This is a genomic window from Spirosoma sp. KUDC1026 (genome assembly GCF_013375035.1).
Classification (GTDB): Bacteria; Bacteroidota; Bacteroidia; order Cytophagales; family Spirosomataceae; genus Spirosoma.
The window spans coordinates 3,053,233-3,080,186 of sequence record NZ_CP056032.1 but is presented as its reverse complement, the minus strand read 5'-3'; the positions used below and the strand labels follow the sequence as shown (position 1 = coordinate 3,080,186).

21 protein-coding genes are annotated in these 26,954 nt (G+C 53.5%); 7 read left to right on the top strand and 14 right to left on the bottom strand.

Features of this window, described 5'->3' with window-relative positions; genetic code table 11:
• Positions 1-118: 118 nt before the first annotated feature.
• Both HU175_RS12895 and HU175_RS12890 read left to right on the top strand, forming a co-directional pair.
• On the top strand, positions 119-1,027 hold the full coding sequence (locus tag HU175_RS12895; protein ID WP_176566988.1) for a cation diffusion facilitator family transporter: 909 nt from the start codon (positions 119-121) through the stop codon (positions 1,025-1,027).
• 8 nt (positions 1,028-1,035) lie between these two features.
• On the top strand, positions 1,036-1,884 hold the full coding sequence (locus HU175_RS12890; protein ID WP_176566987.1) for a ThuA domain-containing protein: 849 nt from the start codon (positions 1,036-1,038) through the stop codon (positions 1,882-1,884).
• Between the two features lie 36 nt (positions 1,885-1,920).
• On the opposite strand, the gene HU175_RS12885 is transcribed toward HU175_RS12890, so the two are convergent.
• Entirely contained in the window at positions 1,921-3,198 is a 1,278-nt protein-coding gene (locus HU175_RS12885) for a sensor histidine kinase (protein ID WP_176566986.1), read from the bottom strand.
• 196 nt (positions 3,199-3,394) lie between these two features.
• On the opposite strand from HU175_RS12885, the gene HU175_RS12880 reads away from it, so the two are divergent.
• Positions 3,395-3,646 (top strand): hypothetical protein, encoded by a 252-nt coding sequence (locus HU175_RS12880; protein WP_176566985.1) that lies wholly within the window; start codon positions 3,395-3,397, stop codon positions 3,644-3,646.
• A 256-nt stretch (positions 3,647-3,902) separates the two neighbouring features.
• On the opposite strand, the gene HU175_RS12875 is transcribed toward HU175_RS12880, so the two are convergent.
• From HU175_RS12875 to HU175_RS12825, 11 genes are all read right to left on the bottom strand, one after another.
• Positions 3,903-5,315, bottom strand: coding sequence for a glycoside hydrolase family 125 protein (locus HU175_RS12875; RefSeq protein WP_176569209.1), 1,413 nt, complete (start codon positions 5,313-5,315; stop codon positions 3,903-3,905).
• 180 nt (positions 5,316-5,495) lie between these two features.
• Positions 5,496-6,932, bottom strand: a complete 1,437-nt coding sequence (gndA, locus tag HU175_RS12870; RefSeq protein ID WP_176566984.1) for an NADP-dependent phosphogluconate dehydrogenase — start codon at positions 6,930-6,932, stop codon at positions 5,496-5,498.
• Between the two features lie 110 nt (positions 6,933-7,042).
• On the bottom strand, positions 7,043-8,152 hold the full coding sequence (gene tal / locus HU175_RS12865; protein WP_176566983.1) for a transaldolase: 1,110 nt from the start codon (positions 8,150-8,152) through the stop codon (positions 7,043-7,045).
• A gap of 53 nt (positions 8,153-8,205) precedes the next feature.
• Entirely contained in the window at positions 8,206-10,257 is a 2,052-nt protein-coding gene (gene tkt, locus HU175_RS12860; RefSeq protein WP_176566982.1) for a transketolase, read from the bottom strand.
• Positions 10,258-10,442: 185 nt separating this feature from the next.
• Complete coding sequence (locus tag HU175_RS12855; protein ID WP_176566981.1) at positions 10,443-11,756, bottom strand: hemolysin family protein; 1,314 nt, start codon at positions 11,754-11,756, stop codon at positions 10,443-10,445.
• Positions 11,757-11,905: 149 nt separating this feature from the next.
• Entirely contained in the window at positions 11,906-13,093 is a 1,188-nt protein-coding gene (locus tag HU175_RS12850) for an efflux RND transporter periplasmic adaptor subunit (protein WP_176566980.1), read from the bottom strand.
• A gap of 6 nt (positions 13,094-13,099) precedes the next feature.
• A complete protein-coding gene (locus tag HU175_RS12845) occupies positions 13,100-14,281 on the bottom strand; it encodes a TolC family protein (RefSeq protein WP_176566979.1) in 1,182 nt (393 codons plus the stop codon).
• A 35-nt stretch (positions 14,282-14,316) separates the two neighbouring features.
• Entirely contained in the window at positions 14,317-17,511 is a 3,195-nt protein-coding gene (locus HU175_RS12840) for an efflux RND transporter permease subunit (RefSeq protein WP_176566978.1), read from the bottom strand.
• A gap of 134 nt (positions 17,512-17,645) precedes the next feature.
• Positions 17,646-17,996 (bottom strand): hypothetical protein, encoded by a 351-nt coding sequence (locus HU175_RS12835; protein WP_176566977.1) that lies wholly within the window; start codon positions 17,994-17,996, stop codon positions 17,646-17,648.
• Positions 17,997-18,224: 228 nt separating this feature from the next.
• Positions 18,225-19,448: a PQQ-dependent sugar dehydrogenase gene (locus HU175_RS12830; protein ID WP_176566976.1), complete on the bottom strand. Its 1,224-nt coding sequence runs from the start codon at positions 19,446-19,448 to the stop codon at positions 18,225-18,227.
• Positions 19,449-19,614: 166 nt separating this feature from the next.
• Positions 19,615-20,070 (bottom strand): DUF2147 domain-containing protein, encoded by a 456-nt coding sequence (locus tag HU175_RS12825; protein ID WP_176566975.1) that lies wholly within the window; start codon positions 20,068-20,070, stop codon positions 19,615-19,617.
• Between the two features lie 167 nt (positions 20,071-20,237).
• Here HU175_RS12825 and HU175_RS12820 point away from each other — a divergent pair, with 167 nt between their 5' ends.
• Both HU175_RS12820 and HU175_RS12815 read left to right on the top strand, forming a co-directional pair.
• Positions 20,238-21,425: a THUMP-like domain-containing protein gene (locus HU175_RS12820; protein WP_317167736.1), complete on the top strand. Its 1,188-nt coding sequence runs from the start codon at positions 20,238-20,240 to the stop codon at positions 21,423-21,425.
• Between the two features lie 50 nt (positions 21,426-21,475).
• Positions 21,476-23,095 (top strand): Na+/H+ antiporter, encoded by a 1,620-nt coding sequence (locus HU175_RS12815; protein WP_176566974.1) that lies wholly within the window; start codon positions 21,476-21,478, stop codon positions 23,093-23,095.
• Between the two features lie 22 nt (positions 23,096-23,117).
• Here HU175_RS12815 and HU175_RS12810 read toward each other — a convergent pair whose 3' ends face one another.
• Positions 23,118-23,381, bottom strand: a complete 264-nt coding sequence (locus HU175_RS12810; RefSeq protein ID WP_176566973.1) for a hypothetical protein — start codon at positions 23,379-23,381, stop codon at positions 23,118-23,120.
• Between the two features lie 360 nt (positions 23,382-23,741).
• Here HU175_RS12810 and HU175_RS12805 point away from each other — a divergent pair, with 360 nt between their 5' ends.
• A complete protein-coding gene (locus HU175_RS12805) occupies positions 23,742-24,155 on the top strand; it encodes a response regulator (RefSeq protein ID WP_176566972.1) in 414 nt (137 codons plus the stop codon).
• Positions 24,156-24,340: 185 nt separating this feature from the next.
• Here the strand turns inward: HU175_RS12805 and HU175_RS12800 are convergent, their stop codons facing one another.
• Positions 24,341-24,598 carry a hypothetical protein gene (locus HU175_RS12800; protein ID WP_176566971.1) on the bottom strand — a complete coding sequence of 86 codons (258 nt, stop codon included), beginning with the start codon at positions 24,596-24,598 and terminating at the stop codon, positions 24,341-24,343.
• A 372-nt stretch (positions 24,599-24,970) separates the two neighbouring features.
• Here HU175_RS12800 and HU175_RS12795 point away from each other — a divergent pair, with 372 nt between their 5' ends.
• Positions 24,971-26,953, top strand: coding sequence for a glycoside hydrolase family 88 protein (locus HU175_RS12795; protein WP_176566970.1), 1,983 nt, complete (start codon positions 24,971-24,973; stop codon positions 26,951-26,953).
• The last annotated feature ends 1 nt before the right edge of the window (position 26,954 follow it).

Sequence of the window (26,954 nt, the reverse complement as noted above, 5' to 3'; positions counted from 1 at the left end):
TTTAGGCTTGTAATTACAAACTTGGGCAGCGGGATAGTAGTTCGTTAAAAACCATCTGAATGGATTGGCGTTCTGCTATACGGAAGCTCTCCACTCATTCTTTATCCATAATCTGCCAATGGCTGCCGCCCACAAATCCATTTACAGTGCTCTGATCGCTAACGTCGCCATCGCCATTACCAAGTTCGTTGCGGGCAGCTTCAGCAACAGCGCAGCCATGATCGCCGAAGGATTCCACTCTCTGGTCGATACCACCAACCAGATTCTGCTCCTGTTCGGATTACGACAGAGCAAGAAGCCTGCTGATGCTGCTCACCCGTTTGGCTACGGCAAAGAGCTGTATTTCTATTCGTTTATTGTTTCCATTCTGATTTTTGGACTGGGTGGTGGTCTGTCCATCTACCAGGGTATTCTGCACATCCAGGCGCCCGAACCGCTGGGGGATCCCCTCTGGAGTTACGTAGTGCTGGGACTTTCCGTAGTTTTTGAAGGGACGTCGCTGATTATTGCCATTCGGGAGTTCGATAAAGTGCGGGGCGAGCTGGGCTATTGGGAAGCGATCAGGGTGAGCAAAGACCCATCCAGTTTTCTGGTCCTGTTCGAGGACGGAGCGGCTGTACTAGGGTTGTTGATTGTACTGGTCTGTCTTTTTCTGGAACATCAGCTTAACATGCCCGTGCTGGATGGGATCGCGTCGCTGCTGGTGGGTATTCTGCTGGTGATCGTTTCCATCATCCTGGCCCGCGAGAGCCGTAGTTTGCTGATGGGCGAAGGCTTATCGCCCGAAGTTCGGGCCAAAATCAGTCAATTGGTCGAAAATGACCCTGCCGTTCTTCAGTCGCAGCATATTATATCAACGTATCAGTCGCCGGAAGAAGTAATTTTAATGCTGATTCTGGCTTTTCGCGAGGAACTGACTACCACCGATCTCAACCAGGTTATCGACCGGCTGCAGGCGCGAATCAAACAGGAGTTTCCGTTGATTCGCTTTGTTATCATTCAACCCGAAACCTCTACCCCGACCTGATTCGTTCTATGCTGCCTCGCTTCGTGCACGCCCTTCTTGCTTTGTTTCTGTTTTGTCTGACGCACCAATCCTGGGCGCAGAAAACCCCATCCCGATTCAGGGTGATCGCGTTTTACACGGCCCGAAATGACAGGGCGCATATCAGTTTTGTGCACGAAGCTAACCGCTGGTTCCCGAAAATGGCCGCCAGGTACCAGTTCGCTTACGATTCTACCAGCGACTGGACGAAATTGAATTCCGATTTTCTGCGCAATTACCAGGTCGTCGTTTTTCTGGATACGCGTCCCGAAGCTCCGGCCCAGCGGGCAGCTTTTGAGCAGTACATGAAAAACGGCGGGGGCTGGCTGGGGTTTCATTTTGCCGCCTTCGCGCTCACGCCATCGACCTACCCGCAGAACTGGAACTGGTATCACAATGAGTTCCTGGGCGCCGGTGCTTACAAGAGCAACACCTGGCGGCCTACCTCCGCCAGGCTGCGGGTCGAAGACCGGAAGCACCCGGCCACGAAGCAGTTGCCTGCTACGTTTAAAGCCTCACCCAACGAGTGGTACCGCTGGGAAAAGGATTTACGTCAGAATCCGGATATTGATATTCTAATTTCCATTGACTCCAGCAGCTATCCGCTGGGTACCGGTCCCAAACCGCACGAAATCTGGCATAGCGGATACTATCCAGTCGTGTGGACGAACAAGAACTACCGTATGCTTTACGTGAACATGGGCCACAACGACATTGACTATGACAACGGCACCAACCGGGAATTGTCGTTTACGTTCGGCAACCCCGATCAGGATAAGCTTATTATCGGCGCCCTGCTGTGGCTGGGGAGTCGTAACAAATCAAAAGCCAGCCGGTAAGACCGACTGGCTGGAACTGATCGTTCGACCAGTGGTTTAGCTTTTGTAGTTGATTAAAAATCGAACCCGCACCAGCGTTCCTTTACCGGGTCCGGTCTCGATATCTAGATTCGCATCCAACAGCTCACATAGCCGCTTGACAATGTGCAGACCAATACCCTCGCCCCGCCGGGCAGGGGGCGTTGCCGAGGGCGATTCGGGTGTTGGTAGTTTAGTGTGGTTTAAGCCCGAAGGTACTCCATCCATCGATTTTGTCGAATCCTGAGTTGGTTTCAGAAAGACAGCCACGTTCTGAACGACATCATCGGGTAACCCTGGTCCCGAATCCTGTACGCTCAGTATCCAGCGGTACTTATCTTCGCGTACCCAGGAAACCGACACAATTCCGGATGCAGTATAGGTCAGGGCGTTCAAAAGCAGGTTTTGTACTATCCGCTGAACTTTGACCGCATCGCTCGACACAATTATATCATCGGGCCCATCGGCCAGCAGCGTCAGTCCCCGCTCAGTGGCGAGTGCCTGAGCCCCGTCTACCAGCGCATGCAGTAATTTTGCTACATCAAATTCACTGATTTCGGGTAAATCCTGCCCGGCGTCCAGACGCGCCAGGCTCATCAGGCTCTGCAGCATACTTTGCACATTCGTCAGGTTGCGATTCAGCATTTCCATCAGCATTTCCCGTTCTTCCTGGCTCTGGTTTTCCATATCCAGTTGAAAAGCAGCTCCCTGAATCACGCTGAAGCTGCTCCGAAGATCGTGGCTGGACGTTCTGAGCAGGTTACTCCGTTGGCGAGCCAGTTCATTTACCTGTTCCAGCGCAGCCTGTAACGTATTGGCCCGACTCATAGCCGCTGCCGTAGCCAATTCGTCATACTGCGTCACGCTTCCTTCAACGGTTTCTTTGCTGATCCAGATTACCTCCTGATAAGCCCGCATCAGTTCATTGGGACTGGCATCAGGATAAAGCGCCCGGTACGTTTCCAGTTCTTCGGCCAGCGTCTGACTCAAATGACCAACCTCCTGGGTGAGTTCAAGCAGCATATAGCCTTTATGCCAGCGGTGCAGCCCATGTTCGCGAGCCACCGTGATTGGATCGGCTTCCTCATCTTCACCACGCAGGCGCTGAATCAGGATGTTCAGGAGCAGCGGAACCCGATCATTGAACTCCTCCGTCGACAATGTGGACACCGTATGGATGCCAGCGTCTGTCTCGCAGGCACTTCGCCAGTTGCTTAATATAGCATCCCGACGAGCGAATAGATAAACAGTTAGTTCAGGGGTAGAAGCCGCAGCAGGAATTGTTAGTTCATTCATACGTTCGGTTCAGTGAATAGCGGTTGTGGTATAGCTCTTGTACAACCAATTAAGCGTCGTTTCGTCTTTTTGCGTAGTAATGAGTGATTGCTCTTCGTTTTTGTTGGGCGATCCAGATAAAGAATCCTACTTATTTATTAATCGGTCTATGCCTGTATAATAAGTAGTTGGGCAGTATGAATTCCAACAAATCCGAATGAACGCATCCCAGCGATCGGCCAGTAGCCAAAATTTTCACCAGGCCCAGCTGTTGGTTATCGAAGACGCCGATGATTACGGGCAGTTAATCCGTCTGGAGATACAGCGGGCGCTTCCCGAGGTGACGCCCGTCCGGGTGGCTACTCAGGAGCAGGTCATGACTCATCTGAACGGCTGTCTGGCTAAGGGTAACCTTCTTTCCAAGCTGGTTCTGCTCGATCTTTGCCTGCCCGACCGGCAGACAGGCTGACATCTGCTCCAGCAGATCAAGCACCCACAGTCGGCTTTCTGTCAGTTGCCCGTCGTTGCTTTCACTCACTCTACAGCCGCCGAGGATATCAGGGACTCGTACGGCTACGGCAGTACGTTATTCGTTACCAAGCCGATCGATCCCCGGAACTGAACGACCTGTTTCCAGATGCTGCGCACCCATTGGTGGGAAACCGCTACGCTATCCGGCAACTGAGCCGCAACGTAACGATTTCCCGGTTGCTTGTACGTATCGGCTACGCCAGCAGCGCTTTGCGTTCGTTGAACGTCTTCAGCATAAATTCGCCGAAGAGGGTATTAGCCCAGGCAAACCATTTCCGCGTAAACTTAGTCGCATCGTCTTTGTGGAACGACTCATGCATAAAACCCGTGTTCCCGTGCGACCGCTGCAGTAAAGCCAGACATTCTTTGATTTCGGCATCGCTTGTGCTGGTGAGCCCGCGCATGATGACGCCCAGGTGCCAGATCATATCCAGCCCCGTGTGCGGTCCGCCGATACCTCCTCCTACGCTACCCGAGAAGAAGAACGGGTTTTCCTGGCTCAGGACGTATTTACGGGTGTTCTGGTAAACCGGGTCGCTGGTTTTAACGGCGCCCAGGTACGGCAACGACAGCAGACTCGGTACGTTGGCATCGTCCATCAGGTTATAACTACCGAAGCCATTCACCTCAAAGGCGTAGATTTTCCCGAACTGCGGGTGCGTTACGACCGCGTGTTTCTGCAGAGCCGTTTCCACTTCGGCAGCCAGTTTCAGCGCGTCGTCGGCCACGGCTTTCTGCTGGCCGGTTGCCTTCAGCAATTCGGCCATCTGCCGCAGCGACACCACGGCGAAGAAGTTGGACGGCACCAGGTAGGGGTAGATCGTCGCGTCGTCGCTGGGGCGGAACATGGAGCAGATCAGTCCGTTGGGCTTGGCAGGGTAGCCGTAGCCCCCCAGCGGCACACCATCCGTGGCCCAGGTTGTTTTGCGCTCGAATTTATAGGGGCCTTTACCGTTCTTGCGCTGCTGCTCCCGGAAGGTTTTCACGATCAGGCCCATTGCCTCGGCCCAGTCGGCGGTGAACGGCGTTGTGTCACCGGTCCGTTTCCAGTACCCATAGGCCAGCCGAACGGGATAGCACAGGCTGTCGATTTCCCATTTGCGTTCGTGGAGGCCTGGCTTCATATCGGTTACGTCGTCTTTCCACTCCCCTTCTTTGGTATTGTCCTTATAAAAGGCGTTGGCGTACGGGTCTTTGCGAATGCAGTTTGCCTGCCGGTTGATCACACCCGCAATAAGCTGCTGCAGGGGTTTATCGGATGCCGTCAGGGGCAGGTACGGCCAGACCTGCGCGGTTGAATCGCGCAGCCACATGGCGTCAATATCGCCGGTAATGACGTACGTATCGGGTTTGTTATTGAGCAGCTGGTAATCGACCGTAGTATCCAGCGTATTGGGGAAGCAGTTGCCAAACAACCAGGCCAGTTCTTTATTGCCAACGCTGGATTGTATGGTTTTGATGGTGCTCTCGACGGCCTGGCTTTTAAAATTCCGGTCCTTCTCGGGAATACGGACAACGGGGAAATCGGCCTGCACCTGCAGGGTAGGTCCGGTCATGACAGCCGCCGTAGCAAGGGCAGACTGCTGAATGAATGTTCGACGGGAAATCATGAAAACAACTTCGTTGTGACAACTAATTAGATAACTGCTGGACGAGCCGAGCCTTCAGCTGAATCACGGCATCAGGGCCCAATATACCGCCGGAACAGCCTTTATAAAAAAGAAATCGGTCGACAGTCCGGCATATGACCGGACCGCGACCGATGGTTTTAGGCTAACTCACTGAGTTTATGGCTTGCCTGGCATGGCAGTCCAGTGGGTATGGAAAACGCCTTCCTTGCCGATCAGTTCATAGGTATGCGCGCCAAAGTAATCACGCTGTGCCTGAATCAGGTTCGACGGCATGTTTTCGCTCCGGAACGCGTCGAAATATGACAGGGCGGATGCAAAGGCTGGCATGGCAATACCCGACGTAACGGCGGCACCAACAACCGTACGTACATCGCCGATACCCGCTTTCACGATCTCGCTCACGGCGGGATCCATCAGCAGGTGTTCCAGCTTCGGATTAGTGTCGTAGGCTTTACGAATGTCCTCCAGGAAGGCGGCCCGGATGATACAGCCCCCGCGCCAGATCGTAGCAATGCTGGCCAGATCCAGCTCGTATTCGTACGCAATCGATGCCTGGTAGAGCAGGTGCATGCCCTGCGCGTAGGACATGATCATGCTGAAATACAGTGCTTCTTCCAAACTCTCCAGGAAGGCTTCCTTATCAACGTCCAGCGTTGGGTACTCGTCGCCGTACAGTTCGGCGGCCTTGGTACGTAACGTTTTGTATTTCGACAGGTCCCGCATTGACACGGCCGTATCGATCACTGTGATCGGCGTTTGCAGGTCCATAGCCACCTGCGATGTCCATTTACCCGTTCCTTTGGCCCGCGCCTGGTCTTTAATATCGTCCAGCAGCAGATGATCGCTGCCCGGTTCTTTGTAGGCGAAAATATCCCGTGTTACTTCGATCAGGAACGACTGCAACCGGCCTTCATTCCATTTGGCAAACAGCTGATGGATTTCGTCGCTTTCCAGTTTCAGGCCCTTCCGCAGAATCTCATAGGTTTCGGCAATCAGCTGCATTTGGCCGTATTCGATCCCGTTGTGCACCATCTTTACGAAGTGCCCGGCAGCCCCCGGTCCGATGTACGTTACGCAGGGAGTCCCGTCTACTTTCGCGGCAATGGCCTCAAAGATGGGCTTCATCGACTGATAAGCTTCTTTATCGCCCCCCGGCATCATGCTGGGACCCTTCCGCGCGCCTTCTTCGCCACCGGAAATCCCCATCCCGAAGAAGTGAAATCCTTTCTGATCCAGATTTTTGTCGCGAACGACGGTATCCGTGAAGTGGGAGTTTCCACCGTCAATAATAATGTCGCCTGGTTCGAGCAAGGGCGTGAGCGTATCGATCACGTCATCAACGGGTTTACCCGCGGGAACCAGCATCATGATTGCCCGGGGTGGTTTCAGGGCTTTAACCATATCGGGCAGGCTCGTAAAGCCTTTTACGGGCGTTCCGGCCCCGTCGTTTTCCAGCGTTTCGATCTGTTTGGGGTTGATATCATACCCCACTACGGGAAAGCCATGTTCGGCCATGTTCAGCAATAGGTTGCGCCCCATGGTACCGAGCCCGATCATGCCGAAAACAGCCTGCTGTTCTGCTTGAGAAGTCATTGTGAAAATAGGTAATGCTAAGAGGTGGAAATGAACCAGCCGGTTTGCCCCCAGCCTTACACCCACAACGGAATGTACTGACGGTGGACAGAACCGGCTGATTACTAGAATTAGACCGTCTGAAGGGCCTTTTGTTTCTGCTCGTCGATAGCCGCCAGCAGTTTGTCGTACGGCTTATTGAATTTCTCAATGCCTTCGTCTTCCAGCTGCTGACTAACGCCTTCCAGATCAATACCAGCCGCTTCAGCTTTTTTCAGCACGTCCGTTGCTTCCGGGATGCCGGCCGCCAACCGATCCGCAGGTTGACCGTGATCGCGATAGGCTTCCAGCGTTTCCATCGGTACGGTATTCACCGTCTTCGGACCGATCAGCGCTTCCACGTATTTCACGTCCGAGAACGCGGGGTTCTTACTGCTGGTGCTGGCCCAAAGTACCCGCTGGGGGGTAGCCCCTTTTTCTTCCAGCTTTTTGAAGCGATCGCTGCTGAATACGCGCTGGTAGATTTCGTACGCTTTCCGGGCCAGAGCAATGGCGACTTCGCCTTTCAGCTCGCCCAGTCCTTTTTCGTCCAGCTGGGGATCAACCAGTACGTCGATCCGGCTCAGGAAAAAGCTGGCAACGGAAGCAATTCCATCAACCGACTCGCCCTTGGCGGCCCGATCTTCCAGTCCGGAGATGTAAGCATCGGTTACGGCTTCGTAACGTTCCAGTCCGAACAGCAGGGTTACATTCACGTTGATGCCTTCGCTGATGCAGGTCCGGATAGCCGCCAGTCCTTCAACCGTTCCCGGAATCTTGATCATGACGTTCTCCCGGCCAACGGCTTTCCACAGTTCACGCGCCTGTTTAACGGTGCCTTCGGTATCGCGCGCCAGGTGCGGTGACACCTCCAGGCTGATGTATCCATCGGCCCCGCGTACTTCTTCTTCATACACGGGTTTGAACATGTCGGCAGCCCGCTGAATATCGCTGATGGCCAGTCCGTAAAAAATATCTTCGTTGCTTTTACCCTGCTGCGCCAGTTCCTTGATGTCGGCGTCGTAATCCGAGCTGCTGCTGATTGCTTTCTCGAAAATGGCCGGATTCGAGGTTACACCCCGTACGCCGTCCTCATCGATCAGTTTCTGCAGGTCGCCGGAATCCATGATTTTCCGGTCAATGAAATCCAGCCAGATGCTCTGGTCAAAATCGTGAATCTTCTTTACGTTACTCGTTGCCATGTTTATAACTAGGTTAATGTTAGACTGAGCCCATTACCGGGCATAAATGACTCTTACGAGAGTACTTCTTTCTTTTCAATTCCGGCTGGCTGCTCCTGCAAAATCGTGTGCGCCACCTTCACGACGTTATCCACAGTAAAGCCGAAATAGGCCATAACCTCCTCGCCGGGGGCCGACAAACCAAAGCGGTTCATGCTGATAGTCGTTCCTTCGTCGGTGACGTACTTATGCCAGCCGATCGGTGAACCCGCTTCAACGGCCAGCCGCTTTCTGACCGTTGGGGGTAGTACCTCATGATGATACGCCTGGTCCTGTTTCTCGAACAGTTCCCAGGATGGCATGCTGACCACCCGCGTCGGGATGCCCTGCTTCTGCAGTTCTTCCTGCGCCTTCATCACCAGCGACACCTCCGAACCGGTACCGATCAGAATCAATTCAGGTTTTCCCCCCTCGGCTTCGTTCAGGATATACGCCCCCCGCTCGACACCCTTTCGGGCTGAACCGTATTTTTTCTGATCCAGAATTGGCAATTTCTGCCGACTCAATATCAACAATACGGGGGTTTTCGGTTGGGTCATTGCTACACGCCAGGCTTCAACGGTTTCGTTGGCATCGGCGGGACGAATAACGATAATATTTGGAATAGTTCGTAACGAAACCACCTGCTCGACGGGCTGGTGCGTTGGGCCATCTTCGCCCAGGCCGATGCTGTCGTGGGTAAACACAAACGTAACAGCCGATTCAGCCAGCGCCGTAAGTCGGATAGCGCCCCGCATGTAATCGGAGAAGTTCAGGAACGTACCACCGTACGGATGCACCCCGCCGTGCTGGGCCATGCCGTTCAGGGCAGCGCCCATCGCGTGTTCACGCACGCCGAACCAGATATTCGAGTGGTCGTAATGACCAGGCTGAAAGCTGACATCACCTTTAGTCGGCATGTCATTGGACGAAGCCAGATCGGCAGAGCCGCCGAACAGGAACGGTACTGTTTTTTTAAGCGCTTCGAGTGCTTTGCCCGATGCCTGCCGTGTAGCCAGCGGGTCGCCATTGGCGTCGAAAACGGGCAGGTCGTCATCCCATCCTTCGGGTAGCTTATGCTCGAATGAGGTGGCAAACAGACTTCCTTTATCTGGGAAAGCGGCCTTATATGCTTCAAATCGTTTAGTCCAGTCGGCCTGCAAATCAGCCCCTTTCTGACCGGCCTGCAGCAGATAATCCCTGACTTCGTCCGGAATAACGAACGATTTTTCGGGATCAAACCCAAAAAACTCTTTTACCTTTTTGGTGTCTTCTTCGCCCAGTGGGCTACCATGTACTTTGCTGGTACCTTCTTTCGGGCTACCGTAGCCAATGATAGTACGTACTGCAATGATAGACGGCCGTTCGGTTTCCGATTGGGCGGCTTTGATGGCCGCTTCAATGGCGTCTATATCGTTGCCATCCTCCACCGTTTGGGTGTGCCAGCCGTAGGCATCGAAGCGCTGCATCCGGTCTTCAGTAAAGGCCAGATTCGTCGGGCCGTCGAGCGAGATCAGGTTATCGTCGTATAGGTAGATCAGTTTACCCAGTTTGAGGTGCCCCGCCAGGGAAGCCGCTTCGGAAGCAATCCCTTCCATCAGGTCACCGTCACTGACGATCGAATACGTGTAGTGATCGACCAGTTTGTGGTCGTCCTGGTTATAGGTAGCCGCCAAGAACGCTTCGGTCATAGCCATACCCACCCCGTTGGCAAACCCCTGCCCCAGTGGTCCGGTCGTTACTTCAACACCCGGCGTCAGGTTAGATTCGGGGTGACCCGGCGTTTTGGATTCGAACTGCCGGAAGTTCTTCAGCTCTTCCAGCGGCAGATCGTAGCCGTAGAGATGCAACAGGCTATACAGTAGGGCCGACCCATGACCCGCCGACAGGACAAACCGGTCGCGATCGGGCCAATGTGGATCTTTGGGATTAAAGCGGAGAAAACGGGACCAGAGTACGTAGGCCATGGGCGCAGCACCCAGTGGTAAGCCAGGGTGACCGGAATTAGCTTTCTGAACCTGGTCAACAGATAATAACCGGATGGTATTGATACTTAACTCGTCAAGATTGACAGACTTATCAGCCATAGCACGGGCGATTCTAATGTTAGCAAAAGAAACTAAATCGTACGGGCCATCCAGTGGGATGATCCATATATATAGTAACTCTTTCCAGCCGAATAAGATTAATTTTTTTGACAAAAGTGGCTCAGGATTACGCCTTCTCCCCCTTCGATAAACCGAACGGCCTGCCCCAGATCTGTCTGCTTTTCTTAGTCTTCTTCCGATACGTCCAGTAGTTCGACCCGCTCGATGGAGTTCCCGTTTTTTGCCAGAATCGTCGCTTCGTATTCGTCGATGACGGTTTTTTCGCCGACTTCGGGCAGGCGGCCAAAGCGGTCCAGCAGTAGCCCCGCTAGCGTTTCGTAGTTGCCGCGCTTCTGTACCGGGTGGGGCAGCAACGGGTTCATATCGTCAAGCGACTGCCCGGCTAGTACGGCGTAGGTACGGTCGCTGACCTGCTCCACCATAGGCCGTTCATCATCCGACTCATCCTGAATTTCGCCCACAAGCTCTTCCAGAATATCTTCCATCGTCACCAGTCCTTCGGTGCCGCCGTATTCGTTGACAACGATGGCTACGTGTTTCCGCTGCTGCTGGAAATCGCGCAGCAGCACCCGGATGCGTTTGGTTTCGGGCACGATCAGCGCGGGGCGGATAAGCTGGTGCAGGTCGACCGACGGGTTTTTCCGCAGCCACACCAGCAGTTCGCGCAGGTGAATAATACCCAGAACGTGGTCGAGGTCATCCTCGTAGCATAGAATCCGGGAGTAGTTCTCGGACAGGATCAGTTCCAGCGTGTCTTCGTTGAATTTGCTGGCGTCAACCCCAAAAATATTGGTCCGGGGCGTCATGATCTGCCGGACGGTACGCGACGAAAAATCAAAGGCTTTTTCAACAATGGTCAGATCGTCCGTCTGGGTGTTGTCGTTCGAGGTGTCGGCTTCCTCCTGGCTCTGATGCACCAGAAATTTCAGTTCGTCGGGGCTGTGGACCTCATTGCCGTGGCTGGCTTCGATACCAAAACCTTTCAGGACCAGACCGGCTACGCCGTTAAGCAGCCAGATAAACGGGCGAAATATTACGTAGAAGCCCTGAAGTGGGTAGGCCACCAGCAGGGTTGTGGTTTCAGAACGCTGGATGGCCAGCGATTTGGGGGCCAGCTCGCCAAAGACGATGTGTAATACGGTAATGAGCGCAAAGGCGACGGGCAGAGCAATCTGGTGCGCCAGCTCGGGCCTCAGTGATAAGCCCGCCAGTTCAAAACCAGCAATCAGGATCTGAGAAACAACGGGTTCGCCAATCCAGCCCAGCCCCAGACTGGCCAGCGTAATACCGAACTGCGTAGCCGCCAGATACCCATCCAGATTCGATACCATATTGGTAGCCAGTTTGGCGGATGCATTGCCGGCCTGGGCTTTTAGTTCAAGTTGAGACGAGCGTACTTTAACGATGGCAAATTCTGCCGCTACAAAAAAACCATTCAATCCGACCAGCAACAGGGTCAGCAACAGGTTGAGGAGCATTGAGGTGCAATTAGGTATCCGAATCCAGTGGAAACAACGTTATTGCCCGATTCGTTTGACGAAACTATAGATAAACGCAAAGCGGCACAACGTATCCGGTCATATTTATCCGGAACGCGGTGCCGCCTGCTGCGTGTTTGGTTGCTTTGCTACTCGTTTTTCTTGCGCTCGGCTTCAATGGCCAGCACGTTATTGTTGGCTATTTTCATGGCCGATGTCAGGTTGTCTACGGGCCGTACTTCCACAAATTTCTCGCCCTGACTCAGCAGCTCAACTTTTACCCGGCGGAAGGTCATCGTATCCCCTTTGCCTTCGCTGGTCGCGAAGACGTATTTGTCCGTTCCATCGTCCAGAATGGCCGTACGCGGCAGGGTATTCGTACTCTTTCGCTTGCCAGAACCCACAAGCCGGGCCTGAACCGTCATATCGGCCAGCAGCATTGGACTGTTTTTCGGCCGGTCGAAAACGACGTGCAGGGTAATGGCCCCGTTTTCGTTGTCGATCGAGCGCGAGATGTATTTCACCGTTCCCTTAACGGGGGCCAGTGTGTGGTTTACAAAACTCAGCTCCACGGCCTGCCCTTCGCGAACGTAGTTGGCATCTTTTTCGTACACGAACACATCGGCCTGTACCCGGCTGGCGTCGATCACTTCGGCCAGCAGCGTTTCGGGCTGGATGGTCGCGCCGATATTCTCGTGGAACTTGTACACAAAGCCGTTGATGGGCGCGTGAATGATGACGATGTTGGTCGGGTGCCCTTGCAGGGCCAGCCCGGCTTTCACGCCCAGCAGGTTCAGCTTACTCCTCAGCACTGTCCGGCGGGCGATGGCCGCTTTCAGTTTGGCATCGATCGCCTGATAATCGGCCAGGACGCCGATGTTGCTTTTCCGTAGTTCGTCCTGCCGCTTGAATTCCGCCTGCAGGTATTCGGCATCGCTGGCGGCCGCTGCGTAATCGTTCTGCAGTTCCAGCAGCTGGAAGCTGGACAGTTTCACCAGTGCCTGCCCTTTCCGAACCCCCTGCCCTTCACGCACGTAGATCTGTTCGATCTTGCCGCTGATGTGGCTGCTTACTTCGGCCTTGCTGTCGGGCAGCAACGTAATGACCCCGTTGGCATAGATAATGGGCTCCAGTACCCGCGATTCCAGACTGACCAGATCAACTCCAACAGTATTTAACTGATTTTTGGTCAGCTTCAGGCTATTGATATCCCGTTTGGCCGGGGCCGTCTTAGCCGCTCCTTCCTTTTCTTTATCTTCTGCCGAACCCTGGCACCCGCCCAGGGCAGCCAGCAATGCAATCACTAAAAATGTACCCGCTAGGTTATGTCGACTCATGGTTGCTTATTCTCCTTTCAGATATTGTAGGGTTATGACCGATTGGTTGAAGTTGCGGAGGGCTTCCAGGTAGCCCAGCCGGGTTTTGAAGGCCTGCTGCAGACTCAGCAGTACGTCGTAATAGCCGATACTGCCGAGCCGGTAGCCATCGTTGGCCGCCTTGATAAGTTCATCGGCCTGTAACAGTCCAATGGTCGTGTAATAATCCAGCGCTTCCGAATACTGCAGATAATCGGCATACGCTTTGTCATAATCTCCCTGCAGCTCATAGTTGTTCAGGGTAATCTGACTGTTGGCAATGGCCACATCCGTTTCGGCAGCGGCAATGCGTGACTGAGCCACCCAGCCCCAGACCGGCAGCGACAATCCAAACCGGAACCGGTACAGCAGCGGAGAATCCCGATACCCCTGGTTCAGGTAACCAACGATCAGATTGGGCAGTCGCCGTTTCTTTTCCAGCACCAGAGCCGACTCGTTCAACTTCAGGTTCTGCTGGTAGAAGGCCGTCTGCGGGTTCCGTGTGAACGTCGAATCGGTGGTCAGGAACGAGTAGGTCAATCCCAGCCGATCAAACGGTCCCGTTACCCGCAACGTAGTGTCGTTGGGGACGCCAATCAGCAGCCCCAGCTGAATTCGGGCGCTTCGTACCCTCGCGCGGGTCTGGTCGAGCTGGTAGTTTACTTCGCGCTGCTGCGCCTGCGCGTTCAGCAGGTCAATGCGGGAAATCTGGCCAACGCGCAGACGAACCTGCGTTACCTGCGAAAACACCAGCAGCAGACTGTCCTGCTGACGGTAGTTGTTGATGGTTTCGCGCAGGTAACGCAGGTTATTATAGATCGTCCGAACGTTGTAACGCAGGGTATTCGTTACGGTACTCCGTTCGGTTTCGCTCAGCGCTACCTGCTGTACCTGCACCTTTTTCTGGTTTTTGTAAACGGTAGGCAGCGAAAACGGCAACAGTATTCCCGGCTGAAAGCGGGTCGTGGTGGGCGCTTCGAAAATCAGTTCCGGACCCGACAGGCTCAGGGCGCCCGGTATCAGGGCCCGCTGTTTATCGACCCGCAGCCGGGCCACTTTCACCTGGGGGTTCTCGCGGGTAGCCAGTTCAATGGCTTCGGGTAACGTAACAACCCGGCGCGACTGGGTCTGGGCCTGGCTGTTTGCTGCCAGAAGCAGCAAACAAGCCATGATTACTGGTAAACGACTGTTTATTGATAGATTACTCATGCAATGGTTTCAGTTTCAACGGGTGGGTGGGCAGGTACGTTTTTGGGGGAGAACATGGCGTAAAGCACGGGCAGCACGATCAGTGTCAGGATGGTAGCCGTTAGCAGCCCCCCAATCACAACCGTTGCCAGCGGCTTTTGTACTTCGGCCCCGACGCTGGTTGACAACGCCATCGGAATGAAGCCCAGTGCGGCTACAAATGAGGTCATCAAGACAGGACGCAGTCGTTCCTGCAGGCCACGTAACACCCGTTCGTTCGGATCGGCAACGCCCTCTTCAGCCAGCGCGTTGAAATGACTGACCAGAATAATCCCGTTCAGTACCGAGATACCGAACAGCGCAATAAAGCCTACCCCCGCCGAGATACTGAAGTTCATATCGCGCAGCATCAGTGACAGAATACCGCCCACCGCCGACAGCGGCACAACGGCGTAGATCAGCAGGCTGTCGCGGAAATTACCAAACGTCAGGTATAACAGACCGAAAATGACCAGCAGCGAGATCGGCAGCACGATCGACAATCGGTCTTTGGCCCGGCTGAAGTTCTCGAACTGACCACCGTACGTAATGCTGTAGTCAGCAGGCAGTTTTACCTGACCATCAACGGCTTTGATTACGTCATTCACGACGGACTGCAGATCGCGCTCCCGCACGTTGAATCCAATGTTCACCACCCGTTTCATGTTGACGTGGGTAATCTCTGAAGGACCAATATCTTCGGTGATGTCGGCGAGTTCACGCAGCGGAATCGGGTTGTTGTTCTGGTCGTTAACCAGCAGGTTTTCAATGGCGTCAGGGCGAACGCGATCGTCGCCCGCCAGCCGGAACGTCAGGTCGAACCGACGGTCACCCTCGAAGATCGTACCGGCGGTTGCTCCCCCAAATGCCATCTGAATGGCCCGGTTCACCTGTTCCACTTTGATACCGTGTACGGCCAGCCGCTGCCGGTCGTACTTAATGTTCAACTGAGGCAACCCGAACACTTTACTGGCTTTCACATCGACTGCGCCGGGCACTTCCCGCACAACGCCAATGATTTCCCGCATTTTTACAAGCAGCGTATCCAGGTTATCGCCGTACAGTTGCGCCACTACGTCCGTCCGGGCTCCGTTCATCATGTCGTTAACGCGGCTTTCGATGGGCTGCGTGATCGCGTAGATCGGACCGGGATACTGGGCCATGAAGTCATTGACCTGCACGGCCAGATCTTCCTGCTTCGTCGCCTTCGTCCAGGTTTCTTTAGGACTCAGCGAGATATACAGCTCCTGCGATTCCAGCGGCAGCGGATCGACTTTCACCTCCGACGTACCGATTTTGGACACAATGCCCTTTATCTCGTCCGGAAATTCTTTCATCAGTGACGCCTGGAAAATCTTACTCAGTCGAATTGATTCCGTCAGCGTAGTGCCGGTGGGTAAGTCCATGTCAATCATCATGTCGCCTTCCTGCAACTTGGGAATGAACTCACCCCCGATGCGCGAGAAACCGATAATCCCCAGTACCAGAATACCAACGGCCACACCAACCACAACGAACTTGGCCCGCAGGCCAGCCGCCAGCACCGGCCGTAAACCCTTATAGAAGAACTGAACCAGTTTTTCGGAGAAACCATGATCGTGGGCCGATTTGGGAGGGCGCATGATCAGGGCACTCATCATCGGTACGTAGGTAATAGCCAGGATCAGCGCGCCCAGAATGGCGAAACCAACGGTCTTAGCCATCGGCGAGAACATTTTCCCTTCTACCCCTTCCAGCGTCAGAATCGGGAAATACACGATCAGGATAATCATGCCCCCAAACAGCACCGACCGTTTTACGTCGACAACCGAGTCGATAACGATGTCCTGCCGTTCTTTATACGTGATTTTTCTAGACACCCCTTCTTCGTGCTCGTTGTGCTCGTGCTGGTTCTGTCGTTTGCTCATGGCTATGGCCAGAAACAGGACGACCGATTCCACGACGATAATCGCCGGATCGACCAGCAGCCCAAAGTCGATAGCTCCCAGACTCATGATGTTCCCAACGATGTCCAGTTGACCCATCCAGATAAATGCGAACAGCATGGACAGTGGAATCACCGATGCCGCCAGCAGACTGGCCCGCCAGTTCCCCAGCAGCACCAGAATCACGACTACGACAATAATAGCCCCTTCGATCAGGTTGTGCGCTACGGTGTCGATAGCCGCCGTCACGATACGCGATCGGTCCACGAATGGCTCGATCACCAGGCCGTCGGGCAGGGTTTTCTGGATTTCCTTGAACCGATCTTTCAGCCGGCCGATTACCTCGTTGCCGTTGGCGCCTTTCATCATCAGGATAGATCCGCCTACTACCTCCCCTTTGCCGTTCTGACTCAGCGCCCCGAAGCGCAGGGCATGGCCCATTTCTACATCGGCTACGTCGCGGACCAGAACGGGCGCATTGCCGTTTTTACGAACTACCGTCTGGGCTACCTCATCGATCGTATTAATCAGACCAACGCCCCGAATGGTAAAGGCTTTGTTCTCCTTTTCGATATAGGCACCGCCTGTATTACCATTCCCCTGCGACAGGGCAGCGTACAGGTCATCGACCGTTACGCCCAGCGCCCGCATCCGCTCGGGTTTCAGTTTGGCCTGGTATTCTTTACTGTACCCGCCGTATCCACTCACGTCGGCAATCCCTTCCATACCAAGCAGTTGACGACGAATTGACCAATCCTGCAGGGTACGAATTTCGGTCAGCGTGTAGCGCGGATTTTTGGGGTCAATCGGCCGGATAACGTACTGATAAATCTCGCCAAGCCCCGTCGAGACGGGTCCCAGAATCGGCGTTCCGGCTCCTTCCGGAATATCGTTTTTAACCTGCTCCAATCGCTCAAACACCTGCTGACGCGCCCAGTAGATGTCGGTTTCGTCCGTAAAAATGAGCTTCACCACCGACGAGCCGAACTTCGACACCGACCGGGCTTCGATCAGGCCGGGAATATTGGCCATAGCCAGCTCGATGGGTGTAGAAATAAATTTCTCGATTTCGAGCGATGACAGATTCTGCGAGTTGGTGATGACGTCTACCTGCTGGTTGGTTACGTCCGGTGTTGCATCGATTGGTAAATGTTGGAGTGAATAGCCCCCCCAGGCTATAAGCACGAGCAGCATCAGTCCCACGGTCCACGGACTGCGCACACTCCATGCAATGATTTTATCAATCATAGAATGAGTAAAAAGATGAAAAGAAAATGATTAGGCGTCGCCGGAACGTTATGGTACGCCCGGGACAGGATACAGCCATCCAGCCGACCTCATTGAGGCCAGGGCGGAACAGACATGCGAAATTGGCAGGTAGTTTAAACGGCCTGTGGAGGGGGTGTCAGATAATCCAGAATAAACAGATTCGGGTGAATCAGCGGATCGGGGAAAACCGATTCGGCAATAGGCTTACTGAAGGCGCAAATGGCAAAAACAGGTAGCTTTTCGACCAGAGTATCGACGTTGGGAAGGATAGGGCCACAGAAAGGAGAATCGCCGGCAGGAATACCTTCCCGCTGAGAAAACTCAGGGACGCCCAGCCAGGACTGCATCAATAGTTTTCGGAAACTCTGGGAGGTGCTCGATGGTCTTGCTTCCCGGTACTGCACAGCCTGACCGGTTAGCGGATACGTATCGGGGGCATCGATGCTTATGTTAATGACATGCAATGCCAATAATAAGCAAGCAAAACGTAATATCAGTATGTGTTTATGCTGTCTATTCATACTGTAAGCTACAAAGATAGCCTCCTCAATAAATAATCCTAAAATCCTGTAAAAAGTTTAACTTTTATCAGACTCGGTACAATTTTTAGACAGCAAAACAGCGTCTTGACGAAGGAACCTCTCCGTCAAGACGCTGTCGGCAAAGCAGTTGGTATGAAGCGACGTTGTTTTTTACCGCTGATAACTTACCCGGTAAATAACGCCGTTATTATCATCCGTGAACAGCAGGGAGCCATCGGGATGGGCAATCAGACCCACCGGCCGACCAAACTGCGAGCGGTTGTTATCGATCAGGAATCCCGTTACGAAATCCTCCGTGCGGACTGGTTTCCCATTCTCGAAATGCACCCGGATGACGTTATACCCCGATGGCTCGGTGCGGTTCCAGGACCCCCGCATGGTCACGAACGCATCGTTCTGGTAATCGGTCGGCAGCATGGTACCCGTGTAGAAAATCATGGCCAGTGGAGCCGCGTGCGCTTTATAGGTCAGCACCGGCACCGTCGTCAGCGCCCGGTATTGGGCGTATGTCGTATCGCTTGTTGGCCGTGGGTGGGAGTTATACATTCCATCGCCAAAGATGTACGGCCAGCCATAAAATGCGTTCTGTTTAATCAGATTAAATTCCTCGGGCTGCTGTTCATCGCCCAGCCAGTCGATGCCGTGGTCAAAGCCGTACATTTCTTTTGTCTGCGGGTGCCAGCCGAAGCCGATCGTGTTCCGTAATCCCTTGGCAAAAATAATCCGGCCTGTCCCATCGGGGTTGGCGCGCAGAATGGTCGCGTGTTCCGGATTGGGCTCCGCGCAGGCATTACAGGTGCTGCCTACCGTCAGATACATCAGCCCGTCAGGACCAAAGGCAATTGTACGGTTTGGATGCTGTCCCGCATCGGGTAGATCGCTGATAATCCGTTGGGGCTGTCCCAGCGTCCCATCGGTATTCATGGCAACCGTGTACACGTCGTTGATGGACACCAGATACATCCGGCCCGCGTGAATGGTAATACCGTGTACGTTGGCAATGTTGGCAACGACCTGTTTCGAATCGGCTTTTCCATCGGCGTTAGTATCACGCAGCAGCGTAATGGTACCAGCAGCCCGGTCGGTTACATACACATTTCCGGACGTACTGACGGCCAGCTGCCGGGGCTTCCCTAACTGATCCGCGAATTTGGCAATGGTGAAACCGGCTGGCACTTTAAGCTGTGCAATGCGGGCATCCGTAGCGGGTACCAGCGCGGGCTCGAATACGTTTCCCTGAATCTGGGAGGAGGTTGGTTCGTCAGTCGTTTCCGGCACCTGCGGATCGACAACGCTCTCTTTGTTGCAGGCCAGCAGGCAGCCAGCCAATAGTACGCCCCAAATACCGGGCGCTGAAAAGAAATTGTTTTTCATAGATATAACCTAATAAGTTGAGCTGACGCAACACCTGAGATTAAACTCGGATTAAAACGCGGCTTCGTACTTAACAGGCCATCAACTCCATTGTTTCTATAGAATAGATGATTGCGAGCGAATGGCCCTACACCCATGTATTCATCGGTCAAGTTACCCGTTCAGCTTACTTGACCCGGGTCCAGTCTTTAGTTTGCCCCAGCATACGCATACCCAGCATGTAGCCATGAACGCTTAACGTATTAGGGCCGCGCATAGCCAGATCGCAACCATAGGTGCGGCCGTCTTCGGGGTTATAAATCTGTCCGTCACTCCACAGATTTCCGCCCTTGTAATTCATATTTGTCATGATTACCAGACTGACCAGGGGACGATTGCGTAGTTTCTCGTCGGGATTTTTTTCATCCGTTTTGGGCCTGTTGGTGCCGGGTTCGGTTGCCTCCAGCATCCAGACCACACGGCCCAGGTATGTGTTTCCCTGCTTATAGATCTGAACCTGATTTCGTTTTTTAGAACTGAGCCAAGTCCCAACAATGGCGTCAGGATTATCGGCTTTGGGCGTAAACGACCCAAATGTGAGCAGGCAGGCAAGTAATACGGTAAAGGTGGAAAACACTTTCATAAACGAACTCGAGCAATTACGGATTGACCTGCACTATAAACGAATTTGTGCTCCGATTAATCTATTCATAAAATCATATTCGTTCAAATCAGCCAGGACCAGCCACGGAACCGTCGGGTCCGTTTGTGGCGTTGCCAGTTTATATAGCAACGATTCCCGAATTTCCTTTGTTTATCCCATCCGCTCCCGACCGGCAGTTTATTCAACAACACCTTACCGACGACGTTCGGCATCTTCTGCTGCGGACGCACCCGCCGGAGTTACCGATCCGGGAGCTTACGGCGCAGATTACGGCCCGGCAGAAGGCAAAGGATAAACTACCGACCTGGTACGCCAACGAACATCTGGTTTTTCCTCCGGCTCTGTCGGTCGAGCAGGCATCGTCGGAGGCCGCAGCCCGGTACAAAGCGTCGCTCGTCAGCGGACACCAGCTGCTGGATCTGACGGGCGGCATGGGCGTTGACAGCTGGGCGTTTGCGGAACGGATCGAACGTGTCCGTTACGTCGAACACCGGCCGGAACTGGCCGAGCTGGCGGCTTATAATCTGCCCCGACTCGGTGCAACGAATATAACGGTCCAGACGGGCGACGGCCTAACCACTGCCCAGGCGCTTACCGACCCCGTCGACTGGTTGTATCTGGACCCCCACCGCCGGAACGAGCAGGGCGGCAAGGTTGTGCGGCTGGCCGATTGTGAGCCGGATATTTCCCAGCCCGACATATTGGACAGTTTGCTCGCCAAAGCCAGCCAGGTTCTGCTGAAAGCCTCACCCCTGATCGATATTGACGATACCATTCGCCAGCTGCCGGGTATTAACGCGGTGCACGTCGTGGCGGTGCAGGGTGAGGTGAAAGAGGTTCTGTTTGTTATTTCATCGCAGCTGGCCACGGCCATTGCCGTTGCCGCCGTCAACTTACATCCTGATCGTAATATTGCTTTTACCTACGACAAGGGCGACGAACGAATGGCCCCCGTACAGCTCGGCGATCCGCAAACGTACCTCTACGAGCCCAACGCTGCTGTGTTGAAAGCGGGTGCGTTTCGCCTGGTGGCTACGCGATTCGGCCTCCGAAAGCTAGCACCCAACAGTCATCTTTACACCAGCAGCGAACTTGTCCCGGATTTCCCGGGCCGAGTATTCATGCTGCAGACGATCAGTAAGCCCGACCGAAAATCCCTGCAGCAGGTGTTACCTATGCTGAAGTCCAACCTGACCGTACGCAATTTCCCCCAGTCGGTTGCTGATCTGCGGAAGAAACTCGGCTTGAAGGAAGGGGGCGATACGTATATCTTCGCTACCACTCTGCAGAACGGCGATAAACGGCTGCTGATTACCCATAAATCCCCGAACTAGTTACAAGAACAATCCTACTCACTGCTGGTTACTGATGCCAACGCTACACTATGGAAAACTTTGAAAACGTAATATTTATCATGGCCATTCTGATTGGCCTGTCAGCGGTAGCCGATAAAATTAAACTTCCCTACCCGGTTCTCCTGGTGGCTGTCGGACTGTTCATCGGTTTTGTGCCGGTGCTCCCCGACCTGTCGCTCGACCCGGATGTTGTCTTTCTCATTTTCCTGCCCCCGCTGCTGTACGATTCGGCAACAAAAACCTCCTGGCAGGAATTTACGGCGTCGATCCGGACCATATCTACGCTGGCAGTTACGCTGGTCTTTTTTACTACGTTAGCAGTGGCAACGGCAGCCCATTATTTTATACCGGGTTTTAGCTGGCCGCTGGCTTTTGTGCTGGGCGCTATTGTTTCGCCCCCGGATGCCGTTGCCGCCACCAGCATTACGCAGGGCCTGGGCCTCAACAAACGGGTCATCGCCATTCTGGAGGGCGAAAGCCTGCTCAACGATGCGTCCGCGCTGATTGCCTATCGGTACGCAGTAGCGGCTGCCATGACCGGCTCGTTCGTATTCTGGCAGGCTAGCCTTCAGTTTCTGCTCGTAGCGGGTGGCGGGCTGTTCGTGGGTGTTGTTATCGGTTACGTGTTTACGCTGGTTTTTTCGCGCATCCATAACAATCCCATTGTCGAAACCAGCCTGACGCTCCTGGCTCCTTTTGTGGCGTACCTGGCGGCCGAGCATGTAGAGGTGTCCGGCATTCTGGCGGTTGTCAGTACGGGTCTGCTCATCACCTGGCGCTCGCCCGAGGTCTTTTCCTACAAATCCCGTATGCAGTCGCGGGCAGTCTGGGATACGGTCATTTTTCTGATGAACGGAGTCATTTTTATCCTGATCGGCTTGCAGCTGCCAGCCATTGTCCGGGGCCTGTACGCCTATTCAACCCTTGACCTGATCCGGTACAGTATCCTTATCAGTGTCGTCACGATCATTGTCCGGATCCTGTGGGTGTTCAGCAATACGTACTACCAGCAGTTGATGGCCTATAAACGGAATGCTACCGATCACGAAGAAATTCACTGGAAGAATGTCCTGATCGTGGCCTGGACCGGTACGCGGGGCGTTGTTTCGCTGGCGACGGCACTGGCCCTGCCGCTGACCATGCCCAGTGGTACGCCCTTCCCAAATCGGCCCATTATTCTGTTTCTGGCCTTCGTGGTTATTTTTGCGACACTTGTTTTGCAGGGACTGACCCTTCCACTGCTAATCCGATTGCTGGGCGTAGAACCTCAGCCTGTGGAGCGAGAAGAAGAAAAGGAACTTCAGTTGTATATAGCGCGCAGTGTGCTGGCATTCGTTAAACACGAGTTGCCCGACACGATCGACAAGGAGGTACAGCGCCAGATCAGGATTCGTTATGAACGAATTGTTGAGCGCCTTGCCCGTAATGTATCTACTATCAGCAAAGCCGGTGATAGTCCAACTGATGCTATGGACGCATTCAATGATTTGCTGGCTGCCCAGTTGCTCATTAGTGATTTTCAGCAGGAACTACTGATAAAACTGCACAAAGAAGGAAAATTCAGCGACGCCAGCGTACGGGCAGCCGAACAGGAACTGGATCTAAGCAAAGCACAACTTGATACGCTGTTGTTACGCAGCGGGTCCTGACCATTGTCCCAGCCCACTGCGGCTAGTAAACCATTCGCCGTATCGTTAGTTCGGGGTTACTCCGTTCGTAATCCTGGATGCAGTCAACCCCGGCATCTGTCAGCTTATAGCATAAATCGTTATCCTCCTCATCATAGCTTGCCGCAACCAGGCCGTTACTCAGCAGCACCATGATGTAATATTTCACCATCAACTGATCGAAGCTGGTTTGCGCGGCTAGCTGCTCCCGGGTTACACACCGACGCATAGCGGCAAGCGTACTATATTGACCGAAAGTCAGAACCATGAATTATCGTCATTAAATTGAAGAGACCACACACGCTTGACTACCTTATTTTGACTAATAGATAAACAATTAGTCACCAATAGTTACAAACACACTCGCTCTTTTATTTACTTTTCCTAAATGATAATATGTCAACGTAAGTTGGTTGCAATAATTATACCTTAACGACTTACAGCAGAGAAATACCGTTTACTGACCAGCCTCTTTTTTTAGTACGTTCTCGATTGCTTAGTTGACGGATATGGCATAATTTTTACCGTTATCTAATCCTGACTGATATAAAGCACGTATGTAGGCTGAATTGTCACGAATAGTCTTATTTTTGGTAGTGGATTCGCGACCGTAACTAATCGTAACTTAATGAACGTTTTACCTGTACCCTATGTCTTCATCGCCGATGATGACGACGACGATCGTTTTCTGCTGCAGATCAGCTTCAGTCTGCACTACCCCCACTGCCGTCTTCATTTTGTGAACGATGGGCAGGACCTGCTGGACCAGTTAGCCGAGACTGAGCACACCCCCGCGCTGATTGTGCTGGACCTGAACATGCCCCGATTGAATGGCTTTGAAGTACTTGATTCACTGCGTAAAGACAGTCGCTATGTGAACACCCCCGTAGTCATGCTTACTACCTCAACCAACGTGGATGATCGTGACCTAGCGTTTCAGCTGGGCGCCCGCGATTTCATCACGAAGCCCCTGAACCTTAGTCAATTGGAACAGATCGTCGGCCGCTTCCAGAAATACTGGCTGCAGAACGCCGAGAGTTAATAAAACGCGGCTAACCTGGTAGATTCACGTTAACGCCTGGCCCGAGATTTTAGTTTAGGTAACGAATAAGCCCGACCTCACTGAGTGGTCGGGCTTATTTATTGGTAGCATGTGCGATGGGCCTCTCGGGTGGATAGGCGGAAAACAGAACAAACAGTATATACGTCTCCCCGCCAAATGTCGATTCATCGGGTTGCCTGCTGGGGCTCCTGACTCGATGACAGATCGATCTGCATGTATTTCTGGTAGCAATCCAGGCAACGAAACGATTTGATGGGCAGCATCGGCAGGGCTGCTTTCACCCAGCGGGGCCGGGCAACGCGGTCGGGATGCCGGTTACCGCAAACGGGGCATCGATTTCGAAACGTAACTTTCCGAACCAGAACAATGATCAAAATGGCCAGGACAGCAGCGCTAGTGAGCATGAGCATATAATCGTGCATATCTTCATGGGGTTAGTTGGAGAGCGTAACGAATATAGGCAATACGCTCCTACCGTAAAAACCTATTTATCAATTGGTTGTCATTATATCGTCCCGTTTGAGCGTAAAAAATTAATCCTGTTAACATCTGCGTTAATAGTTACCTATAGCCATATACGCAAGCCTATTATTAGTTCATAAAAGCAATGGATTATATATAAAACAATCGGTTACAGCGGTTAACTTTTACGATTTGGGCCTCTGTTTCTGTATTCATCAGAATGCCTTTGGCAGAGTTTCTGGGCACAGGCACCCACATTTTTCCGAACGAGACAAAGTATATCCGTCTGGGAAAGGCTCTTTTGTAACCACGTTAGGGATTCCTCTGCTTCCATGAAAAAACTGCTCCTTTGTCTGTTGCTTCTCTCCCGCTCCGCACTGGCGCAGCCCGAATCGCCAACCAGAGTTCCCTGGTCGCAGCGCCTGGCCGAAACGATAATGAAGAACAACCCCGATTCGATCTTGTATCCAACGGCCAAAGCAGCCCATTGGGAGTATGAGATGGGCGTTTTCCTGCAGGCCGTCGAACAACTCTGGTACCGGACGGGCGACGCGCGTTACTTCGATTACATCCAGAAAAACGTAGACAATTTTGTTCAGAGTGACGGTACGATCCGGACGTATGCGCTGGATGAGTATAACATTGATCTCGTTACGCCCGGCCGGTCGCTGCTGATGCTGGCGCAGCAGACCCTGCCGGGCCGGGAGAAATATCGAAAAGCCGCCGACGTCCTGCGGGATCAGTTAGCGCAGCAACCCAGAACAAAAGAAGGCGGCTTCTGGCACAAGAAGCGCTATCCGAATCAGATGTGGCTGGATGGTCTTTATATGGCTGAACCTTTCTACGCCGAATACAGCCTTCTTTTTGATCCCAAAGAGAAACAGGCCCAAAGCTTTGACGACATCACGAACCAGTTTGTGTGGATGGAAAAACACGCCCGCGACCCCAAAACGGGGCTTTTGTACCACGGCTGGGACGAGAGCAGGCTCCAGAAATGGGCGAACCCGCAGACGGGTACTTCACCTAACTTCTGGAGCCGGTCGATTGGCTGGTACGCTATGGCACTGGTCGACGTACTGGATTATCTGCCGGCCAGCTACCCGCGCCGGAACGAACTGGTTACCATTCTGCAGCGATTGATGCCCGCCCTGGTCAAGTTTCAGGACCCGGCTTCGGGCTGCTGGTTTCAGGTGACCGACCGGATGGGTGGCAACCGAAACTACCTGGAATCCTCGGGCACAGGCATGTTTGTGTACGCGCTGGCGAAGGGTGTACGGAAGGGCTATCTGCCTACCTCGCTGATGACCAACGCCCGGAAGGGATACGCCGGAATGCTCAAAAACTTTATCTCGACCGACAGCAAAGGACTGATTCACCTGGAAAAAACGGTGCTGGTTGGTGGCCTGGGCGGCAATCCGTACCGCGATGGCAGTTACGAGTACTACCTGAGCGAACCGCTGCGGCAGGATGACCTGAAAGGTGTTGGGCCGTTTATATTCGCTAGCATCGAAATGGAAATTGATCAGGAGCGCGTTGTGCCGCTGGGCAGTCAGAGAACGGTGGGCGTCGATACGTATTTCAACCACGAGTTTCGCAAGGGACCAGACGGCCAGCCTGAACCGTTTCACTACACCTGGGAGGATCGGCAGCACTCCGGTTTCTGGCTATGGGGCGATACGTTCCGGGACCTGGGGGCCAATACGGTTTCGGTCGCGGCACCAACAGCCGGCGCGCTGAAAAACGTGAACGTCTACATCATTGTCGACCCCGATACGAAGAAAGAAACCGCATCGCCCAACTACGTTAGTCCGACCGATATTCAGGCAATCAGTAAATGGGTGAAAGACGGCGGAGTGCTAGTGATGATGGCGAACGATACGTCCAACTGCGAACACCCGCATTTTAACCAGTTGGCTAGTTCCTTCGGAATTCGTTTTCTGCCCAAAAACGTCAATATGGTACAGGGCACGCAGTTTGAACAGGGCACCGTTCAGCTCGCTACAGATCAGCGTACTGCCCTGTCACAGGCTATTTTCCCAACCACGAAACGAGTTTATATCAAGGAGTTGTCGCCCTTAAGCGTCCATTCCCCCGCCCAGGCCGTCGTCAGCCAGAACGGTGATATTATCATGGGCGTTGCCAAATGGGGCAAGGGCACCGTTTTCGCCGTCGGCGACCCCTGGCTTTACAACGAGTACACCGACGGCCGACGCATTCCGGCTCAGTACGAAAACTTCAACGCGGGCAAGGAACTGGCCACCTGGCTGCTGAAGCAGACCAGCATGACCAATACGCCCGTCAGCAGCCGTAAGTGAG